The organism is Pseudomonas sp. rhizo66 (assembly GCF_031931925.1).
Classification (GTDB): domain Bacteria; phylum Pseudomonadota; class Gammaproteobacteria; order Pseudomonadales; family Pseudomonadaceae; genus Aquipseudomonas.
The window spans coordinates 13,789-30,801 of the sequence record NZ_JAUJWZ010000033.1 but is presented as its reverse complement, the minus strand read 5'-3'; the positions used below and the strand labels follow the sequence as shown (position 1 = coordinate 30,801).

General features: G+C 59.6%; 15 protein-coding genes. 11 read left to right on the top strand and 4 right to left on the bottom strand.

Going from position 1 to position 17,013, the window contains the following annotated elements; genetic code table 11:
• Window positions 1–109: 109 nt before the first annotated feature.
• Complete coding sequence (locus QZR14_RS27235) at window positions 110–1,603, bottom strand: CoA-acylating methylmalonate-semialdehyde dehydrogenase (RefSeq protein ID WP_250603082.1); 1,494 nt, start codon at window positions 1,601–1,603, stop codon at window positions 110–112.
• Window positions 1,604–1,679: 76 nt separating this feature from the next.
• Window positions 1,680–3,029, bottom strand: coding sequence for an aspartate aminotransferase family protein (locus QZR14_RS27230; RefSeq protein WP_250603080.1), 1,350 nt, complete (start codon window positions 3,027–3,029; stop codon window positions 1,680–1,682).
• A gap of 138 nt (window positions 3,030–3,167) precedes the next feature.
• On the opposite strand from QZR14_RS27230, the gene QZR14_RS27225 reads away from it, so the two are divergent.
• From QZR14_RS27225 to QZR14_RS27195, 7 genes are all read left to right on the top strand, one after another.
• Window positions 3,168–4,088: a LysR family transcriptional regulator gene (locus QZR14_RS27225; protein ID WP_250603078.1), complete on the top strand. Its 921-nt coding sequence runs from the start codon at window positions 3,168–3,170 to the stop codon at window positions 4,086–4,088.
• A gap of 120 nt (window positions 4,089–4,208) precedes the next feature.
• Window positions 4,209–5,597 carry a uracil-xanthine permease family protein gene (locus QZR14_RS27220; protein WP_311998228.1) on the top strand — a complete coding sequence of 463 codons (1,389 nt, stop codon included), beginning with the start codon at window positions 4,209–4,211 and terminating at the stop codon, window positions 5,595–5,597.
• An 88-nt stretch (window positions 5,598–5,685) separates the two neighbouring features.
• The gene (locus tag QZR14_RS27215) at window positions 5,686–6,336 is read left to right on the top strand and encodes a TetR/AcrR family transcriptional regulator (RefSeq protein WP_038360732.1); all 651 of its coding nucleotides are present in this window, start codon (window positions 5,686–5,688) and stop codon (window positions 6,334–6,336) included.
• 7 nt (window positions 6,337–6,343) lie between these two features.
• On the top strand, window positions 6,344–6,925 hold the full coding sequence (locus QZR14_RS27210) for an IMPACT family protein (protein WP_250603074.1): 582 nt from the start codon (window positions 6,344–6,346) through the stop codon (window positions 6,923–6,925).
• A 609-nt stretch (window positions 6,926–7,534) separates the two neighbouring features.
• The gene (locus QZR14_RS27205; RefSeq protein ID WP_311998227.1) at window positions 7,535–9,082 is read left to right on the top strand and encodes an ABC transporter ATP-binding protein; all 1,548 of its coding nucleotides are present in this window, start codon (window positions 7,535–7,537) and stop codon (window positions 9,080–9,082) included.
• Window positions 9,083–9,095: 13 nt separating this feature from the next.
• Window positions 9,096–10,202, top strand: coding sequence for an ABC transporter permease (locus tag QZR14_RS27200; protein WP_311998226.1), 1,107 nt, complete (start codon window positions 9,096–9,098; stop codon window positions 10,200–10,202).
• On the top strand, window positions 10,202–11,128 hold the full coding sequence (locus QZR14_RS27195; protein ID WP_064118442.1) for an ABC transporter permease: 927 nt from the start codon (window positions 10,202–10,204) through the stop codon (window positions 11,126–11,128). The genes QZR14_RS27200 and QZR14_RS27195 overlap by 1 nt, the downstream gene beginning before the upstream one ends.
• 58 nt (window positions 11,129–11,186) lie before the next feature.
• Here the strand turns inward: QZR14_RS27195 and QZR14_RS27190 are convergent, their stop codons facing one another.
• Entirely contained in the window at window positions 11,187–11,621 is a 435-nt protein-coding gene (locus QZR14_RS27190) for a hypothetical protein (protein WP_311998231.1), read from the bottom strand.
• A gap of 83 nt (window positions 11,622–11,704) precedes the next feature.
• Between QZR14_RS27190 and QZR14_RS27185 the strand changes: the two genes are divergently transcribed.
• The 3 genes from QZR14_RS27185 to QZR14_RS27175 all read left to right on the top strand — a co-directional run bounded on the left by QZR14_RS27185 (window position 11,705) and on the right by QZR14_RS27175 (window position 14,375).
• Window positions 11,705–12,055 (top strand): MerR family transcriptional regulator, encoded by a 351-nt coding sequence (locus tag QZR14_RS27185; RefSeq protein WP_250603068.1) that lies wholly within the window; start codon window positions 11,705–11,707, stop codon window positions 12,053–12,055.
• A 22-nt stretch (window positions 12,056–12,077) separates the two neighbouring features.
• Window positions 12,078–12,764, top strand: a complete 687-nt coding sequence (locus tag QZR14_RS27180; RefSeq protein ID WP_311998230.1) for an SDR family oxidoreductase — start codon at window positions 12,078–12,080, stop codon at window positions 12,762–12,764.
• A 252-nt stretch (window positions 12,765–13,016) separates the two neighbouring features.
• Window positions 13,017–14,375: an 8-oxoguanine deaminase gene (locus QZR14_RS27175; RefSeq protein ID WP_311998225.1), complete on the top strand. Its 1,359-nt coding sequence runs from the start codon at window positions 13,017–13,019 to the stop codon at window positions 14,373–14,375.
• Window positions 14,376–14,492: 117 nt separating this feature from the next.
• Here QZR14_RS27175 and QZR14_RS27170 read toward each other — a convergent pair whose 3' ends face one another.
• Window positions 14,493–15,584: a calcium:proton antiporter gene (locus QZR14_RS27170; protein ID WP_311998224.1), complete on the bottom strand. Its 1,092-nt coding sequence runs from the start codon at window positions 15,582–15,584 to the stop codon at window positions 14,493–14,495.
• A 272-nt stretch (window positions 15,585–15,856) separates the two neighbouring features.
• Between QZR14_RS27170 and QZR14_RS27165 the strand changes: the two genes are divergently transcribed.
• Window positions 15,857–16,930 (top strand): BMP family ABC transporter substrate-binding protein, encoded by a 1,074-nt coding sequence (locus tag QZR14_RS27165; RefSeq protein ID WP_311998223.1) that lies wholly within the window; start codon window positions 15,857–15,859, stop codon window positions 16,928–16,930.
• Window positions 16,931–17,013 lie beyond the last annotated feature (83 nt).

Genomic DNA, 17,013 nt, shown 5'->3' with positions numbered 1-17,013 from the left:
TGAAATCTGCCGTCAACACCTATTTTCATAATTCTGTCACATGGGTCAAAAAAACCCGAAAACACAAAGGCCGACCCCAAGGAGTCGGCCTTCTTTGCATCGCCCCTGCTTACAAGCTAGGGAAGGCGAACTGCGAAGCCTCATGGCTTGCACGTTGCGGCCAGCGCTGAGTGATCGCCTTGCGCCGGGTATAGAAGCGCACACCATCCGGACCATAAGCATGCAGATCGCCAAACAGCGAACGCTTCCAGCCGCCGAAGCTATGGTAAGCCACCGGTACCGGCAGCGGCACGTTGACGCCAACCATGCCGACTTCGATCTCGTCGCAGAACAGACGCGCCGCTTCACCGTCACGGGTGAAGATGCAGGTGCCGTTGCCGTATTCGTGATCGTTGATCAGTTGCATCGCCTCTTCCAGGCTGTTCACTCGGACGACGCACAACACCGGCCCGAAGATCTCTTCTTTATAGATGCGCATCTCTGGGGTGACGTTGTCGAACAGGCAGCCACCGAGGAAGAAACCTTCTTCATGCCCTGCCACGCTCAAACCACGACCGTCGACCACCAGGGTCGCGCCCGCTGCCACGCCGTCATCAACGTATCCACTGACTTTGTCGCGCGCCTGACCTGTCACCAGTGGGCCCATGTCCAGACCACACGAAGTGCCGGCACCGATTTTCAGCGCCTTGATCTGTGGAACCAGTTTGGCCACCAGTGCATCCGCCACCTGGTCACCCACACACACGGCCACCGAAATCGCCATGCAGCGCTCGCCGCAAGAACCGTAGGCCGCGCCCATCAGTGCGCTGACCGCGTTGTCCAGATCGGCATCCGGCATCAACACTGCGTGGTTCTTCGCGCCGCCCAGTGCCTGCACGCGTTTGCCGCGCTTGGTGCCTTCGGCGTAGATGTATTCCGCAATCGGCGTCGAACCAACGAAGCTCAGCGCTTTGACTTCCGGCGCTTCGATCAGCGCATCCACCGCAGTCTTGTCACCGTGCACCACGCTCATCACACCTTTCGGCAGACCGGCTTCCAGCAGCAGTTGAGCGATAAGCAGCGTCGAACTTGGATCACGCTCGGACGGCTTGAGGATGAAGCAGTTGCCGCAGACGATCGCCAACGGGTACATCCACAGCGGCACCATGGCCGGGAAGTTGAAAGGTGTGATACCCGCCACAATGCCCAGCGGCTGGAAGTCCGACCATGCATCGATGTTCGGGCCGACGTTGCGGCTGTATTCGCCCTTGAGGATTTCCGGCGCAGAACAAGCAAACTCGACGTTCTCGATACCGCGCTTCAATTCACCGGCAGCGTCTTCAAGCGTCTTGCCGTGTTCTTCGCTGATCAATTGCGAGATACGTGCTTCGTTCTGCTCCAGCAATTGCTTGAAGCGGAACATCACCTGCGCACGTTTGGCCGGCGGCGTGTTGCGCCAGGCAGGAAACGCAGCCTTGGCGGCATCGATGGCTTTCTGGATGGTTGCCTGGCTGGCCAGTGGCAGCTTGTGGATAGCCTGACCGGTCGACGGATTGAACACATCAACCGCGCGACCGTTCTCGGTCACCAGTTCGCCATTGATCAAATGCGGGATAACGCTCATCGAAAACTCCTGAATTCTTGTCCACAGGCAGCCGTTAAGGCATGCCCGTTTTTGTAGGTATATATAGAGGGAAAAATCAGTCGAGCTTGTTCAGCACTTCGCCGACCGCGTCGAACAGACGATCGAGGTCTTGCGGTTTGCTGTTGAAAGTCGGGCCGAACTGCAGGGTGTCGCCGCCGAAGCGTACGTAGAACCCGGCTTTCCACAGGGCCATGCCGGCTTCGAACGGACGCACGATGGCGTCGCCGTCACGATGGGCAATCTGGATCGCACCGGCCAGGCCGAAGTTACGGATGTCGATAACGTTTTTCGAACCTTTCAGACCGTGCAGCGCGTTCTCAAAATGCGGGGCGACTTCTGCAACGCTCTGTACCAGGTTTTCCTTTTGCAGCAGGTCGAGTGCTGCAAGGCCAGCGGCGCAAGCCACCGGGTGTGCCGAGTAGGTGTAGCCGTGTGGAAATTCCACAGCGTATTCCGGGGTCGGCTGATTCATGAACGTCTGATAGATCTCGGAGCTGGCAATCACCGCGCCCATCGGGATCGCACCATTGGTGACTTGCTTGGCGATGCACATCAGGTCCGGGGTGACGCCAAAGGTGTCGGCGCCGAACATGTTGCCGGTACGGCCAAAACCGGTGATCACTTCGTCGAACACCAACAGAATGCTGTGTTGATCGCAGATTTCACGCAGACGCTTCAGGTAACCCTGCGGTGGCACCAGTACGCCGGCGGAACCGGCCATAGGTTCTACGAATACGGCGGCGATGTTCGAGGCATCGTGCAACTCGATCAGCTTCAGCAGTTCGTCCGCCAAGGCGATACCGCCCTGCTCCGGCATGCCACGGGAGAAGGCGTTGCTGGCCAGCAAAGTGTGGGGCAGGTGATCGACGTCCATCATCGCTTGGCCGAACAGCTTGCGGTTGCCGTTGACGCCGCCGAGGCTGGTGCCGGCGATGTTCACGCCATGATAACCACGAGCACGGCCGATCATTTTGGTTTTGGTCGACTGGCCTTTCAGGCGCCAGTAGGCACGGACCATTTTCACCGCGGTGTCAGCGCACTCGGAACCCGAGTCAGTGAAGAACACGTGGTTGAGGTTGCCCGGGGTCAGCTCGGTGATCTTCTCGGCCAGCTGGAACGACAGTGGGTGGCCGTACTGGAAGCCCGGCGAGTAATCGAGGGTGCCCAACTGTTTGGAGACCGCTTCCTGAATTTCCTTGCGAGTGTGGCCGGCGCCGCAGGTCCACAGGCCGGACAGCGAGTCGTATACCCGACGGCCCTTGTCGTCAATCAGCCAACTGCCTTCAGCACCAACGATCAGACGCGGGTCGCGCTGGAAGTTACGGTTGGCGGTGTACGGCATCCAGTGCGCGTCCAGCTTCAGTTGGCTGGCCAGTGGCGACGGCGCGTTTTCAGGCATGTTCATCGGGCAAAACCTCGCAGGGCATAAGCGTCAGGGAGATAAAAAGCGTTGTTGCAGCTAAATTGCCACGAGGATAAAGTCGGTGAAATTCAACTCTTCTAACCTTCAGTTAGAACTTCGCTAAACAATGAGAGCAACAAGATGAGCAGCCGTCGCTCCGATCCGCTGGCCCAGGTCAGTGACTTTGATATTCGCTTGCTGCGGATTTTCCGCAGCGTGGTGGAGTGCGGCGGCTTCTCGGCAGCGGAAACCGTGCTCGGCATCGGCCGTTCGGCGATCAGCCAACAGATGAGCGATCTGGAGCAGCGCCTCGGTTTGCGTCTGTGCCAGCGCGGTCGCGCCGGGTTTTCGCTGACCGAAGAAGGTCGCGAGGTGTATCAGTCGGCGTTGCAGCTATTAAGTGCGCTGGAAAGCTTTCGCACTGAGGTCAACGGTCTGCACCAGCATTTGCGCGGCGAACTGATCATCGGTCTGACCGACAACCTCGTCACCCTCCCCCACATGCGCATCACCCACGCCCTCGCTCAGTTGAAGGAACGCGGGCCGGATGTGCAGATCCAGATTCGCATGATTGCGCCCAATGAAGTAGAGCAAGGTGTGCTCGATGGGCGTTTGCATGTCGGCGTGGTACCGCAGGCCAGTGCCTTGTCGGGGCTGGAGTATCAGCCGTTGTACAGCGAGCGTTCGCTGCTTTATTGCGCGGTTGGCCATCCGTTGTTTTATGTCGATGACAAACAACTCGATGACGAACGCCTTAACAGTCAGGACGCGATTGCCCCGACCTTTCGTTTGCCGGCGGATATTCAAGCGCATTACCAAGCGCTCAATTGCACAGCCAGTGCTTCTGACCGTGAGGGTATGGCGTTTCTGATTTTGACCGGGCGCTACATTGGCTATCTGCCGGATCACTACGCCAGCCTCTGGGTGCAGCAAGGTCGCTTGCGCGCGTTGAAGGCGCAAACGCGTTTTTATGACCTGAGCCTCGCATCGGTCACGCGCAAGGGCCGGCGCCCTCATTTGGTGCTGGAAAGCTTTTTGGAGAGTCTGGCGGCAACGCGTTGAAAATCCGCCGAGGCCTGCCAGCGTTGGGCCCTGGCGACAAATACGGCAAATAACCTGAGCAAGTGGACAGCTTTTTGCAGAGCAGGATCAACCCGATCCTTCAACAAGAAGCCTTAAGCCATGCAGCCTGATTCCGCACCGTCCAGCGACCTGATCTACGGCCTCAACGACCGCCCCAAACCCGCCGCCGCAGTCCTTGCCGCGCTGCAACACGTGCTCGCCAGTTTCGTCGGCATCATTACCCCGCCACTAGTGATTGGCTCGGCGCTCGGGCTGACCGCGCATTTGCCGTACCTCATCAGCATGGCGTTGATGGTTTCGGGCGTCGGCACCTTTATTCAAGCGCGGCGGCCGTTCGGCATCGGCGCGGGGATGATTTGTCTGCAGGGCACCAGTTTCGCCTTTCTCGGTGCGGTGCTGTCGGCCGGATTTCTGGTCAAGCAACGCGGTGGTAGTCCGGAAGACATTCTGGCAATGATTTTCGGTGTGTGCTTTTTCGGCGCAATCGTGCAGATCGTCCTCAGCCGCTTTATCGGTCAATTGCGTCGCGTGGTCACGCCGCTGGTAACCGGCATCGTTATCACCCTGATCGGCATCAGCCTGATCAAGGTCGGCATCACTGATCTCGGCGGTGGCTTCAATGCGCCGGACTTCGGTGCGCCGGGCAATCTGGCGCTGGGCGTGTTTGTGTTGCTGACGATCATTCTGCTTAACCGCTCGAATACTCCGTGGGTGCGGTTGTCGGCAATCATCATCGGACTGCTGCTCGGCAGTCTGGCTGCCTGGTTCAGTGGGAAACTGCTACCGCAGCCCTTGCCTGACGTGCCGCTGATGAGTTTTCCTACGCCGTTCAAGTTTGGCTTCAGCTTCGACTGGACAGCTTTCCTGCCGGTCGCGCTGATTTATCTGATCAGCACCATCGAAACCGTCGGCGACCTCACCGCCAACTGCATGCTCGCCCGCCAGCCGATCAGCGGCCCTTCCTATATAAGTCGCCTGCGCGGTGGCGTACTTGGCGATGGCGTCAGTTGCATGATCGCCGCGACTTTCAGCGCCTTCCCTAACACCACGTTCGCGCAGAACAACGGCGTGATCCAGTTGACCGGCGTCGCCAGCCGCTACGTCGGTCTGTACATCGGCGCGATCCTGTTTTGCCTCGGCCTGTTCCCGATGATCGGCGCAGTCCTGCAACAGATTCCGAAACCGGTACTGGGTGGCGCAACCCTGGTGATGTTCGGTGCGGTGGCCGCTGCGGGTGTGCGCATCCTCGCGCAGTCACCGCTGGATCGGCGCAGCATGTCGATCATCGCCACCTCGTTCGGCGTCGGCCTGGGCATTGCCGCGCAACCGAACCTGCTGCACCTGCTGCCGAAACTGGTGCAGAACCTGTTCGACTCGGCCATCACCAGCGGTGGCCTGACGGCGATCATCCTGTGCCTGCTGCTTCCGGAGTCGAAAACCGAGGCCACTGAAGTGCCCGCGCCGCTGAACAAGATCGAACAGGCGTAACGGTTTTATCGCGCAAGGACTTGTCGGATGCCTGTGGGTGCGCTATCAACGCAACTGGTTGCACCCACAGACAAACCCGGAAGTGCCTATGACCTTTGAAGTCCCAGCCCATGGCGGCAAACCCGCCAGCCGCATTCGTCAGAAGAACGAAGAGACCATCCTCAAAGCCGCCGAAGACGAGTTCGCCCGTCACGGGTACAAAGGCACCAGCATGAACACCATCGCCCAGAATGCCGGGTTGCCCAAGGCGAACCTGCATTACTACTTCACCAACAAACTTGGTTTGTACGTGGCGGTGCTGAGCAACATCATCGAGTTGTGGGACAGCACCTTCAACACCCTCACCGCCGAAGACGATCCGGCCGAAGCGCTGACCCGCTACATCCGCGCCAAGATGGAATTCTCCCGTCGTCAGCCACAGGCCTCGCGGATCTTTGCGATGGAAGTGATCAGCGGCGGCGAATGCCTCAGCGAATATTTCAATCAGGATTACCGCGCCTGGTTCACCGGCCGTGCGGCGGTGTTTCAAGCGTGGATTGATGCGGGCAAAATGGACCCGGTCGATCCGGTGCACCTGATCTTCCTGTTGTGGGGCAGCACCCAGCATTACGCTGACTTCGCCACGCAGATCTGCCGCGTCAGCGGTCGCAGCAAGTTGACCAAGCAGGACATGGAAGACGCCGGCAACAACCTGATCCGCATCATTCTCAAAGGCTGCGGCCTCACTCCTCCTCTATAAGACGTTTATGCCTTTCACCCTCAGCGGTTTTTGCGAGTACCGCGAAGAGATTCGCAAAAGCCGCTTTATCACTTTCGCCACGCCGATCGGCAGTCCTGCCGAGGCGCAGGCGTTTTTCGAGCAGTACAGCGATCTGAACGCCTCGCACAACTGCTGGGCATGGAAACTCGGCGATCAATACCGCAGCAATGACGACGGCGAACCCGGCGGCACGGCGGGGCGACCGATTCTGGCGGCGATTGAAGCGCAGGACTGCGATCAGGTCGCGGTGCTGGTGATCCGTTGGTACGGCGGCATTCAACTCGGCACGGGTGGTTTGGCCCGGGCGTATGGCGGTGGGGCGAACAAGTGCCTGCAGACGGCGGCCAAGATTGAGCTGATTAGCCGGGTGCCGCTGAGTTGCGCCTGCGGGTTTGCCGAGTTGGCGTTGGTGAAGTTGCGCGTGGCGGATTTGGGCGGGCTGGTGGTGGAAGAGAATTTTACCGCCAATGGCGTTGAGTTGAAGTTGGCGGTGGGTGAGGCGCAGATCGAGTTGTTGCAAAGCCAATTGGCGGATTTGAGTCGTGGACGGATTTTGTTGCAGCGGTGAAGCCCAGATCAAAAGATCGCAGCGTTCCGCAGCTCCTACAGGGGAACGCATTTCAAATGCAGGAGCTGCCGAAGGCTGCGATCTTTTAGGGCATCCCCCGTTTTCCTTATTCCACAGAGTTGCCCACAACGGCTGTGCACCCGACTGTGGATAACCTGAGTACATTCCGCTGTAACCCTTCTGTCACGTGGCTTTGCGCGGTTTGTTCACTTTTCGTTCAATTCACCCAACGAAACGAAATTTTCAAACAGAAACAGTCAGTTAGCGCGGTTTATCACCATTAGAAGAAAGCACCGCCGTGCTTATGCCCGGGTGTGCAGCTTGCGCACAATAACTGTGGAGCAAGCTGTGGATAACCCGTTCATGGCTGGCGCAGTCGCTGGATCCATCTAGCCCCCAAGGGATTGCTCGTTTTTTGATCAGATCGCGACGGGCAAAACTGGCGCCCGATCAACGGCTTTGCTCTGAATTGGTGCCGGACAACAATACGATTTCACTTTGAATGCTCTGCACCAGGTGCTCGCACACGCGGCCCGCTCCCGTTCCTGACTCAATGGCCAGGAAATTGCTTTATCCACAGGCACAACTCCAAAGCAAGTCGAGCCTGTCATGCCAATCGCCACTTCCATCCCGCGCCTGCAATTGCGCCATATCAGCAAACGCTACCCCGGTTGTCTGGCCAATGACGCCATTGACCTGAGCATTGCGCCAGGGGAAATCCATGCCCTGCTCGGTGAAAACGGTGCCGGCAAAAGCACCTTGATGAAGATTATCTACGGCGTCACCCAAGCTGATTCCGGCGAGATGCTCTGGCAAGGTCAGCCGGTGAATATCCGCAACCCGGCCCAGGCGCGGCAGTTGGGGATCGGCATGGTGTTCCAGCATTTCTCGCTGTTCGAGACCCTCAGCGTGGCGCAGAACATTGCCTTGGCGATGGGCGCCGCAGCCGGCACGCCGAAACAACTGGAGCCGAAGATTCGTGAAGTCTCACGCCGTTACGGCATGGCGCTGGAGCCGGAGCGACTTGTCCACAGCCTGTCGATCGGCGAACGGCAACGGGTGGAGATCGTTCGCTGCCTGATGCAGGACATTCGCTTACTGATTCTCGATGAACCGACTTCGGTGCTGACGCCGCAAGAGGCCGATGAATTGTTCATCACCCTGCGCCGCCTCGCCGCCGAGGGCTGCAGCATTCTGTTTATCAGCCACAAACTCGCTGAAGTACGCGCGTTGTGTCACAGCGCCACGGTATTACGCGGCGGGCGCGTGGCCGGGCATTGCGTGCCGGCCGAATGCTCGGATCAACAATTGGCGCAGTTGATGGTTGGCGAAGCGGCAGCGTTGATTGGTGATTATCCGAAGGTCAGCGGCGGCGCGGCGTTTTTGCAGGTGAAGGGCTTGAGTTGGCACAACCCGGATCCGTTCGGCTGCTCGCTGACTGACATTGATGTGCAAGTGCTCAGCGGTGAAATCGTCGGCATCGCCGGGGTGGCGGGCAATGGTCAGGATGAGTTGCTCGCTCTGCTCAGTGGCGAACACACCTTGCCGCGCGCCGAGGCCGCGACCATTCGCTTCGCGGCGCAGAACGTTGCCGACTTGCGCCCGGATGCCCGGCGCAAACTGGGCTTGGCGTTCGTCCCCGCCGAACGCCTCGGTCACGGCGCGGTGCCGGAGTTGAGTCTGGCTGACAACGCCCTCCTCACCGCTTTCCAGCAAGGCCTGATCAGCAACGGTTTGATCGTTCGCGGCAAAGTCGAAGCCCTCGCCCAACAGATCATTCAACGCTTCGGCGTGAAAACTCCGGACACGCAAACCGCCGCGCGCAGTCTGTCCGGCGGCAATCTGCAGAAATTCATCCTTGGTCGGGAAATCCTTCAGCAACCGAAATTGCTGATCGCCGCGCACCCGACCTGGGGCGTCGACGTCGGCGCCGCCGCGACCATTCACCGTGCGTTGATCGCGTTGCGCGATGCCGGCGCGGCGATTCTGGTGATTTCCGAAGACCTCGATGAGCTGTTCCAGATTAGCGACCGCCTCGGCGCGCTGTGCGGTGGACGTTTGTCGGCGCTGCACAACACCACCGATACCCAACTCAGCGACGTTGGCGGCTGGATGGCCGGCCAGTTCGACCACGCCCCTTCAGCCGCCACGGTTTAACGGAGTTATACACATGCTGCTTTCCCTCGAACCCCGTGGCCAGCAATCGCGCCTGATGCTGTGGTGCTCGCCGTTGTTGGCAGCGGCGCTGACGCTTGGCTGCGGCTCGCTGCTATTCATCGCCCTCGGGCATGACCCGCTGCAAACATTGCACACGCTGCTGATCGCACCGGTCAGCGATGTGTATGGCGTCTCAGAATTGTTGGTCAAGGCGCTGCCGATTCTGCTCTGCGCACTCGGTCTGGCGGTGGCGTATCAGGCGCGAATCTGGAACATCGGCGCCGAAGGTCAACTGCTCCTCGGCGCCCTCGCCGGCAGTGCCTTGGCGGTAAACATTATCGATATGCAAAGCCGTTGGGCGCTGGTGTTGATCCTGCTCACCGGCACCCTCGCCGGCGCGGCGTGGGCCGGGCTGACGGCGTGGTTGCGCACGCGCTTCAATGCCAACGAAATCCTTACCAGCATCATGCTCAATTACATCGCCCTGAATTTGCTGCTGTTCTGCGTCCACGGGCCGTTGAAGGACCCGGCCGGGTTCAACTTTCCCGAGTCGGCGATGTTCGGCGACGCCAGCCGTTTGCCGTTGTTGATGGAGGATGGCCGCGTGCATGCCGGGGTGTATTTCGCCCTGCTCGCATTGGTCGCGGTATGGGTGTTGTTGCAGAAAAGCTTTGTCGGTTTCCAGATCAAAGTGCTTGGGCTGGACAAGCGCGCGGCGGGATTTGTCGGCTTTCGTGAGAAGCGTTTGATCTGGCTGGCGCTGTTGATCAGCGGCGGGCTGGCGGGGCTGGCCGGCGTCTGCGAAGTCACCGGGCCGATTGGCCAGTTGGTGCCGCAGGTGTCACCGGGTTACGGCTATGCGGCAATCACCGTGGCGTTTCTTGGGCGACTGAATCCGCTCGGGATTCTGTTCTCCAGCCTGCTGATGGCGTTGCTGTACATCGGTGGCGAGAGCGCGCAAATGAGCCTGAATCTGCCGCAAGCGATCACCCAGTTGTTTCAGGGAATGATGCTGTTTTTCCTGCTCGCCTGTGACGTGCTGATCCTCTATCGGCCTCGCCTGAACCTGCGTTGGGTGAAGCGCACTTCGACCACTGCCGTAACCGCCGGAGCGCTGTGATGGATATCGATCTGTTGAGCAATATTTTCTACGCCATGGTGCGTTGCGGCACGCCGTTGTTGCTGGTGGCGTTGGGTGAACTGATCTGCGAGAAGAGCGGCGTGCTCAACCTCGGACAGGAAGGGATGATGCTGTTTGGTGCGGTGATCGGTTTTATCGTCGCGCTCAACAGCGGCAACCTGTGGCTTGGCGTGTTGCTGGCGATGCTGGCCGGGATGTTGTTGTCGTCGCTGTTTGCGCTGGTGGCGTTGGTGTTCAACGCCAACCAGGTGGCGACCGGGTTGGCGCTGACGATTTTTGGTGTCGGACTGTCGACCTTTGTTGGCGCGGCTTGGGTCGGTAAACCATTGGCCGGGTTTGAGCCGTTGGCGATTCCTTATCTGAGTGAAATTCCTCTGATCGGGCGGATGCTGTTTGCCCAGGATCTGCTGGTGTACCTGTCGTTCGCGCTGTTTGCGCTGGTGGCGTGGGTGATCATCAAAAGTCGTGTCGGGCTGATCATTCAAGCGGTCGGCGAGAACCCGGACGCGGCCAGTGCGATGGGTTTGCCGGTGTTGACCGTGCGCACGCTGGCAGTGCTGTTTGGCGGGGCGATGGCCGGGTTGGCCGGGGCTTATCTGTCGCTGGCGTACACACCGATGTGGGCGGAAAACATGACCGCCGGGCGCGGCTGGATCGCGCTGGCGCTGGTGGTGTTCGCCAGTTGGCGAGTGTGGCGCTTGTTGCTTGGGGCTTACTTGTTTGGCCTCGCCAGCATCCTGCACCTGGTGGCGCAGGGGTTGGGGCTGGCGATTCCGTCGAGCCTGCTGGCGATGCTGCCGTACGTGGCGACGATTGTCGTGCTGGTGTTGTTATCGCGGGATGCGTTGCGCACAAGATTGTATGCGCCGGTGTCGTTGGGGCAGCCGTGGCAGGCAGGGCATTAGTGCGTTGATTTCAATGGCCCCATCGCTGGCAAGCCAGCTCCCACAGGTTCAGTGATGATCACAAACTTTGTGCACGACACGAACACTGTGGGAGCTGGCTTGCCAGCGATGAGGCCCTGACAGGCAACACCTGAGCAATGCCCCACGCCAGTTCGAAGACCAGGAAAACAATCAGAATCGAACTGCCGCCATGCAACAAGGCATACGCCTGCCAAGCCGCAAACAGAAACCGCCCCACCGCGTCATACCGTCCATAAAGCGCCTGCGGATCGCGAATCCGCAGCACCGCCCAAACGCACACCACCGAACCCAGCAGATTCGCCATCAACATATGCATAGGCTGAAACGCCGGCAGCTCGCCGGGCAAATTCAGTGCGGTCAAAAATCCATGCAAAGCGGCAAAACTCCACGGCGTTGCAAACGCCACCGTGACGATCAGGTCATACCAGGCACTGCCAAGCACCACATTGCGATATTGCGTTGAAGTCCACATCATCCATGCTCCAGAAATTTGAGGAGCAACCACGGTAAAGCCTGGAGTATGCTCCAGGGTCAATAGACCTTTTGAGAAACATTATGCGCATCGGTGAATTAGCCCAGGCCTGCGCCGTCAGCCGTGACACTCTGCGCTTCTACGAGCAGCGCGGGTTGATTGCGGCGCAACGCAGTGCCAACGGTTATCGCGACTATCCGCCGGAGATGGTGCAACTGGTGCTCTACATCAAAACGGCGCAACGCCTGGGATTTACCCTCGGCGAAATCAGTGACAGCGTTGCCGCGCTGTGGAACGCCCCCAAACCGGACAACGCCGTGGCGCAGTTGCTGCGCGACAAGCTGCAACTGATCGAAACCCGTATGCGCGAACTCGACACGCTGCGGCAGGAGTTGCAACTTCGCCTCGGTCAGGCCTGTCCATTGAATCCGTGATCCTCATTCATCAAGGAAGCCCATCATGTCTGCAAAAAACGCACTGATCATCGGCGCCTCCCGGGGCCTGGGCCTCGGTCTGGTGAAAACCCTGCTGGCCGACGGCTGGCAAGTCACCGCCACCGTGCGCAATCCGCAAAACGCCGAGGCGCTGCAAGCGCTGGGCAAGGTGCGGATCGAGAAGCTCGACATGGACGACCAGCAAGCGGTGATCGCCCTGAGTCAGCAGCTCAAGGGCGAAATGTTTGACCTGCTGTTCGTCAACGCCGGGGTCAAAGGCCCGGCAGATCAGACCCCGGGCGGCGCGACGCTCGCCGAAGTCGGTCAGCTGTTTTTCACTAACGCGGTGGCGCCGATCAATCTGGCTCAGCGTTTTGCCGGACAGATTCGTGACGGCAGCGGTGTGCTGGCGTTCATGAGTTCCGGGCTGGGCAGCGTGACCGTGCCGGACGCGCCGGAACTGGCGCTGTACAAGGCGAGCAAGGCTGCGCTGAATTCGATGACCAACAGTTTTGTCACGCAATTGGGCGAGCAGAAGATGACGGTGTTGTCGCTGCATCCGGGTTGGGTGAAGACCGATATGGGCGGTGAAGGTGCTGATCTAGACGTGGACACCAGCACCCGTGGGCTGCTTGATCAGGTGAATGCGTACACCGGCAAGGGTGGGCATCACTTCATCAACTACAAGGGTGAAACCATTCCCTGGTAACCCCGCCTCCCCCTGTAGGAGCTGCCGAAGGCTGCGATCTTTTGCTCTTAAAAACAAAATCAAAAGATCGCAGCCTTCGGCAGCTCCTACAGGGGTTGTGTATTTGGGCGTTGTTGTCCGGTCGGGTTGGGCTTGCCCGATGCAGCGTTTTGTTTGAAACTGCGCACCTCGTCCCCGCGGCGACCCTGGATCAGCAGACAGGGCATCACTGAGCTGGCAACCCTGAACCCTATTTTCAGAGGAGCCGGCAACATGCCCGCGACCCGTACCTGGTTAAAAAATCCCCTCGCCATTTTCACCTCCAACGAGCTCGACGCCCGTGGCGGTCTTGTTGTGCAAGACGGTGTCATCGTCGAAGTCCTCGCGGCCGGCCAACAGCCGTCGGCACCGTGCAATGCAGTGTTCGATGCCCGCGAGCATGTGATCCTGCCGGGCCTGATCAACACTCACCATCACTTCTATCAAACCCTGACCCGCGCCTGGGCGCCGGTGGTCAATCAGCCGTTGTTCCCGTGGCTGAAAACCCTGTACCCGGTGTGGGCGCGCCTGACGCCGGAAAAACTCGCGCTCGCCAGCAAAGTCGCTTTGGCCGAGTTGCTGTTGTCGGGCTGCACCACCGCAGCCGACCATCACTACCTGTTCCCGGACGGCCTGGAAAACGCCATCGACGTGCAAGTCGAAACCGTGCGCGAACTGGGCATGCGCGCCATGCTGACCCGTGGTTCGATGAGCCTCGGCGAGAAGGACGGCGGCCTGCCACCGCAGCAGACCGTGCAGGAAGGCCAGGTGATTCTCGACGACAGTCAGCGCCTGATTCACGAGTACCACGAGCGTGGCGATGGCGCGCAGATCCAGATCGCCCTGGCGCCGTGCTCGCCGTTCTCGGTAACCCCGGAAATCATGTCGGCCAGTGCTGAGCTGGCGAACAAGCTCGACGTGCGTCTGCACACGCACTTGGCTGAGACCCTCGATGAAGAAGATTTCTGCCTGCAGCGTTTCGGCCTGCGCACCGTCGATTATCTCGACAGCGTCGGCTGGCTTGGCCCGCGCACCTGGCTGGCCCACGGCATCCACTTCAACCCGGACGAAATCGCCCGTCTCGGTCAGGCGGGTACCGGTATCTGCCATTGCCCGAGTTCCAACATGCGCCTGGCCTCGGGCATCTGCCCGAGTATCGATCTGACTGACGCGGGTGCGCTGTTTGGTCTGGGCGTGGACGGTTCGGCGTCCAATGATGCGTCGAACATGATTCTCGAAGCGCGTCAGGCGCTGTATATCCAGCGCCTGCGTTACGGCGCCGAGAAGATCACCCCGGAACGCGTACTGGGCTGGGCGACCAAGGGTTCGGCGAGTCTGTTGGGGCGTACCGATATTGGTGAGATTGCGGTGGGCAAGCAGGCGGATCTGGCGTTGTTCAAGCTTGATGAGCTGCGCTTCTCCGGTAGCCATGATCCGATTTCGGCGTTGCTGTTGTGCGGCGCGGATCGTGCGGATCGGGTGATGATTGGTGGCCAGTGGCGCGTCGTTGACGGCCAGGTCGAAGGCCTTGATTTGAAAGGCCTGATCGCCGATCACAGCCAGGCGGCACGCCAGTTGATCGCAGGTACCTGATACAACGACAGACCTCTGTAGGAGCTGCCGAAGGCTGCGATCTTTTGATCTGTTTTTCTAGAAGCAAGATCAACAGATCGCAGCCTTCGGCAGCTCCTACAGGGGGTTCGGCTGAGCTTAAAGGCCAAGCAGGGACAACATGATGAACGTCGCAAACAGCACAAAGTGCGTCATGCCTTCGATGGCATTGGTCTCGCCGTCATTCAAGTTGATCGCGCTAACGATCAGCGTGATGAAGATCATCACCGTCTGCACCGGTGTCATCGCCATCTGAAACGGCTGGCCGGTGTACAGCGCCATCGCCTCCATCACCGGCACCGTCAGAATCACCGTCGACAATGACGCGCCCATCGCAATGTTGACCACCGACTGCATGCGGTTGGCCAGTGCCGCGCGTAATGCGGTAAGAATCTCCGGCGCTGCAGAAATTGCCGCCACCAGAATCGCCGTAATCACCGGCGGCGCGCCCGTACCTTCCAGGCCCAGATCGAGGGTCTTCGACATCACTTCGGCCAGTGCGCCGATCACCACAATGCCAAACACCAGAATGCCGATCGACAGACCGATGCTCGGTGCTTTTGCCTGAGCGTCCTGCGGTTCTTTCTTGCGGCGTTTGTCCGGGTAGCTGTAGCTGAAAAAGTAACTGTGCGGGCCGACCTGCATGCGCAGGAACAGCGCATACAGCAACACCATCGCACCGATGGTGAACGCCGAATAAATCTTCCAGTTGGCCTCGGGAATAAACTCCGGCACCACCATCGACACGCCCATGGCGGTGAGGATCATCACGCTGTAACTGCGCGCCGAATCGTCGTTGTACGACTGTTCGCCGTGCTTGATCCCGCCCATCAGCGCGGCGAGGCCGAGGATGCCGTTGATGTCGAGCATCACGGCGGAATAGATCGTGTCGCGCACCAGCGTGGGCGACGCTTCGTTGCTCATCATGATCGCCAGAATCACCACTTCGACCAGTACGGCGGCGAGCGTGAGGATCATCGTGCCGTAAGGGTCGCCGACCTTTTCGGCGAGCAATTCGGCGTGATGGGCGACGCGCATCGAAGCGGCGACGATGAAGGCGATCAGCACCAGACCGCCGAGCAGCGCGACGATCTGGCCGCTGTGCAGCAGCCAGTGTTCCAGCGGATAGGCGACGCACGCGGCGATGACTGCCAGCAGCAGAAAGCTTTCTTGCTTGAGGATTGTGAGCATGGCGGGCCTTTTGCCGAAGAGAGCGAATGAGCTACTGACTGCGGAGCGGCGCTAACGTTTCGTTACACCTTAGCGCACCAGCCGATGGCGTGAATTCGCCGAGTTGCACTGCGTTGGTTCCAGCGCCGAAAAGATCGCAGCCTTCGGCAGCTCAGTGAGTACGCCGATCCAATGTAGGAGCTGCCGAAGGCTGCGATCTTTTGCTTTTTTGTCCTGTTGGTCAGCAATTTGCATTGACCCTGACCACACACAACAAAATGGAGTTCGAGTTCATGCAAATACGTCCGCTGCACAAACTGCTGTGCGCCGCCTTCGGTCTGGGGATCAGTCTGAGCGCCAGCGCTGCCGATCCGCTGAAGGTCGGTTTCGTCTACATCGGCCCGATCGGTGACCACGGCTGGACGTATCAGCATGAGCAGGGGCGCAAGGCACTCGCGGAGAAATTCGGCAACCAGATCACCACCAACTACGTCGAGAACGTCGCCGAGGGCGCCGACGCCGAGCGGGTGATCCGCAACATGGCCAAGGACAAATACGACCTGATCTTCACCACCTCCTTCGGCTATATGAACCCCACCGTCAAAGTCGCCAAGCAGTTTCCCAAGGTGACCTTCGAGCACGCCACCGGCTACAAACAGGACAAGAACCTCGGCACCTATCTGGCGCGCACGTACGAGGGGCGTTACGTCGGCGGTTTCCTCGCGGCGAAGATGACCAAGACCAAGAAGATCGGCTATGTCGCTTCGTTCCCGATTCCGGAAGTGATCCGCGACATCAACGCCATCCAACTGGCCCTGAACAAGTACAATCCCGGCACCGAGATCAAAGTGGTGTGGGTCAACTCCTGGTTCGATCCGGGCAAGGAAGCCGACGCGGCCAACGCGCTGATCGATCAGGGCGTCGACGTGGTGTTCCAGCACACCGACAGCCCGGCGCCGATTCAAGCCGCCGAACGTCGTGGCGTGTACGCGGTGGGTTACGCCTCGGACATGGCCCACTTCGGGCCGAAAGCGGTGCTGACCTCGATCGTCAACGACTGGGCGCCGCACTACATTCAGGCGACGCAGAGCGTGATCGATCACAGCTGGAAACCTCAGGATTACTGGGGCGGCTTGAAGGAAGGCACGGTTGAACTGCCGATCAGCGACCTGGTGCCGGCGCCGGTGAAAGCCGAGGCCGAGCAGATCATTGCCGACATCAAGAGCGGTACGTTCCAGCCGTTTACCGGGCCGATCAAGGATCAGGCCGGGGTCGATAAAATTCCCGCAGGCGTAAGCGCGACCAATGCGCAACTGGCGTCGATGAACTATTACGTGGAAGGCATGAAGGCCGAGATGCCGAAGTAATCCTCCGCAAAACACACCGACCCTGTGGGAGCTGGCTTGCCAGCGATAGCGGTCTGACAGGCAACATTGATGTTGAATTTGAT

Coding starts and splice junctions, on each gene's coding strand:
- QZR14_RS27235 (WP_250603082.1), bottom strand. CDS start 1,603: ATGAGCGTTATCCCGCATTTGATCAATGGCGAACTGGTGACCGAGAAC.
- QZR14_RS27230 (WP_250603080.1), bottom strand. CDS start 3,029: ATGAACATGCCTGAAAACGCGCCGTCGCCACTGGCCAGCCAACTGAAG.
- QZR14_RS27225 (WP_250603078.1), top strand. CDS start 3,168: ATGAGCAGCCGTCGCTCCGATCCGCTGGCCCAGGTCAGTGACTTTGAT.
- QZR14_RS27220 (WP_311998228.1), top strand. CDS start 4,209: ATGCAGCCTGATTCCGCACCGTCCAGCGACCTGATCTACGGCCTCAAC.
- QZR14_RS27215 (WP_038360732.1), top strand. CDS start 5,686: ATGACCTTTGAAGTCCCAGCCCATGGCGGCAAACCCGCCAGCCGCATT.
- QZR14_RS27210 (WP_250603074.1), top strand. CDS start 6,344: ATGCCTTTCACCCTCAGCGGTTTTTGCGAGTACCGCGAAGAGATTCGC.
- QZR14_RS27205 (WP_311998227.1), top strand. CDS start 7,535: ATGCCAATCGCCACTTCCATCCCGCGCCTGCAATTGCGCCATATCAGC.
- QZR14_RS27200 (WP_311998226.1), top strand. CDS start 9,096: ATGCTGCTTTCCCTCGAACCCCGTGGCCAGCAATCGCGCCTGATGCTG.
- QZR14_RS27195 (WP_064118442.1), top strand. CDS start 10,202: ATGGATATCGATCTGTTGAGCAATATTTTCTACGCCATGGTGCGTTGC.
- QZR14_RS27190 (WP_311998231.1), bottom strand. CDS start 11,621: ATGTGGACTTCAACGCAATATCGCAATGTGGTGCTTGGCAGTGCCTGG.
- QZR14_RS27185 (WP_250603068.1), top strand. CDS start 11,705: ATGCGCATCGGTGAATTAGCCCAGGCCTGCGCCGTCAGCCGTGACACT.
- QZR14_RS27175 (WP_311998225.1), top strand. CDS start 13,017: ATGCCCGCGACCCGTACCTGGTTAAAAAATCCCCTCGCCATTTTCACC.
- QZR14_RS27170 (WP_311998224.1), bottom strand. CDS start 15,584: ATGCTCACAATCCTCAAGCAAGAAAGCTTTCTGCTGCTGGCAGTCATC.
- QZR14_RS27165 (WP_311998223.1), top strand. CDS start 15,857: ATGCAAATACGTCCGCTGCACAAACTGCTGTGCGCCGCCTTCGGTCTG.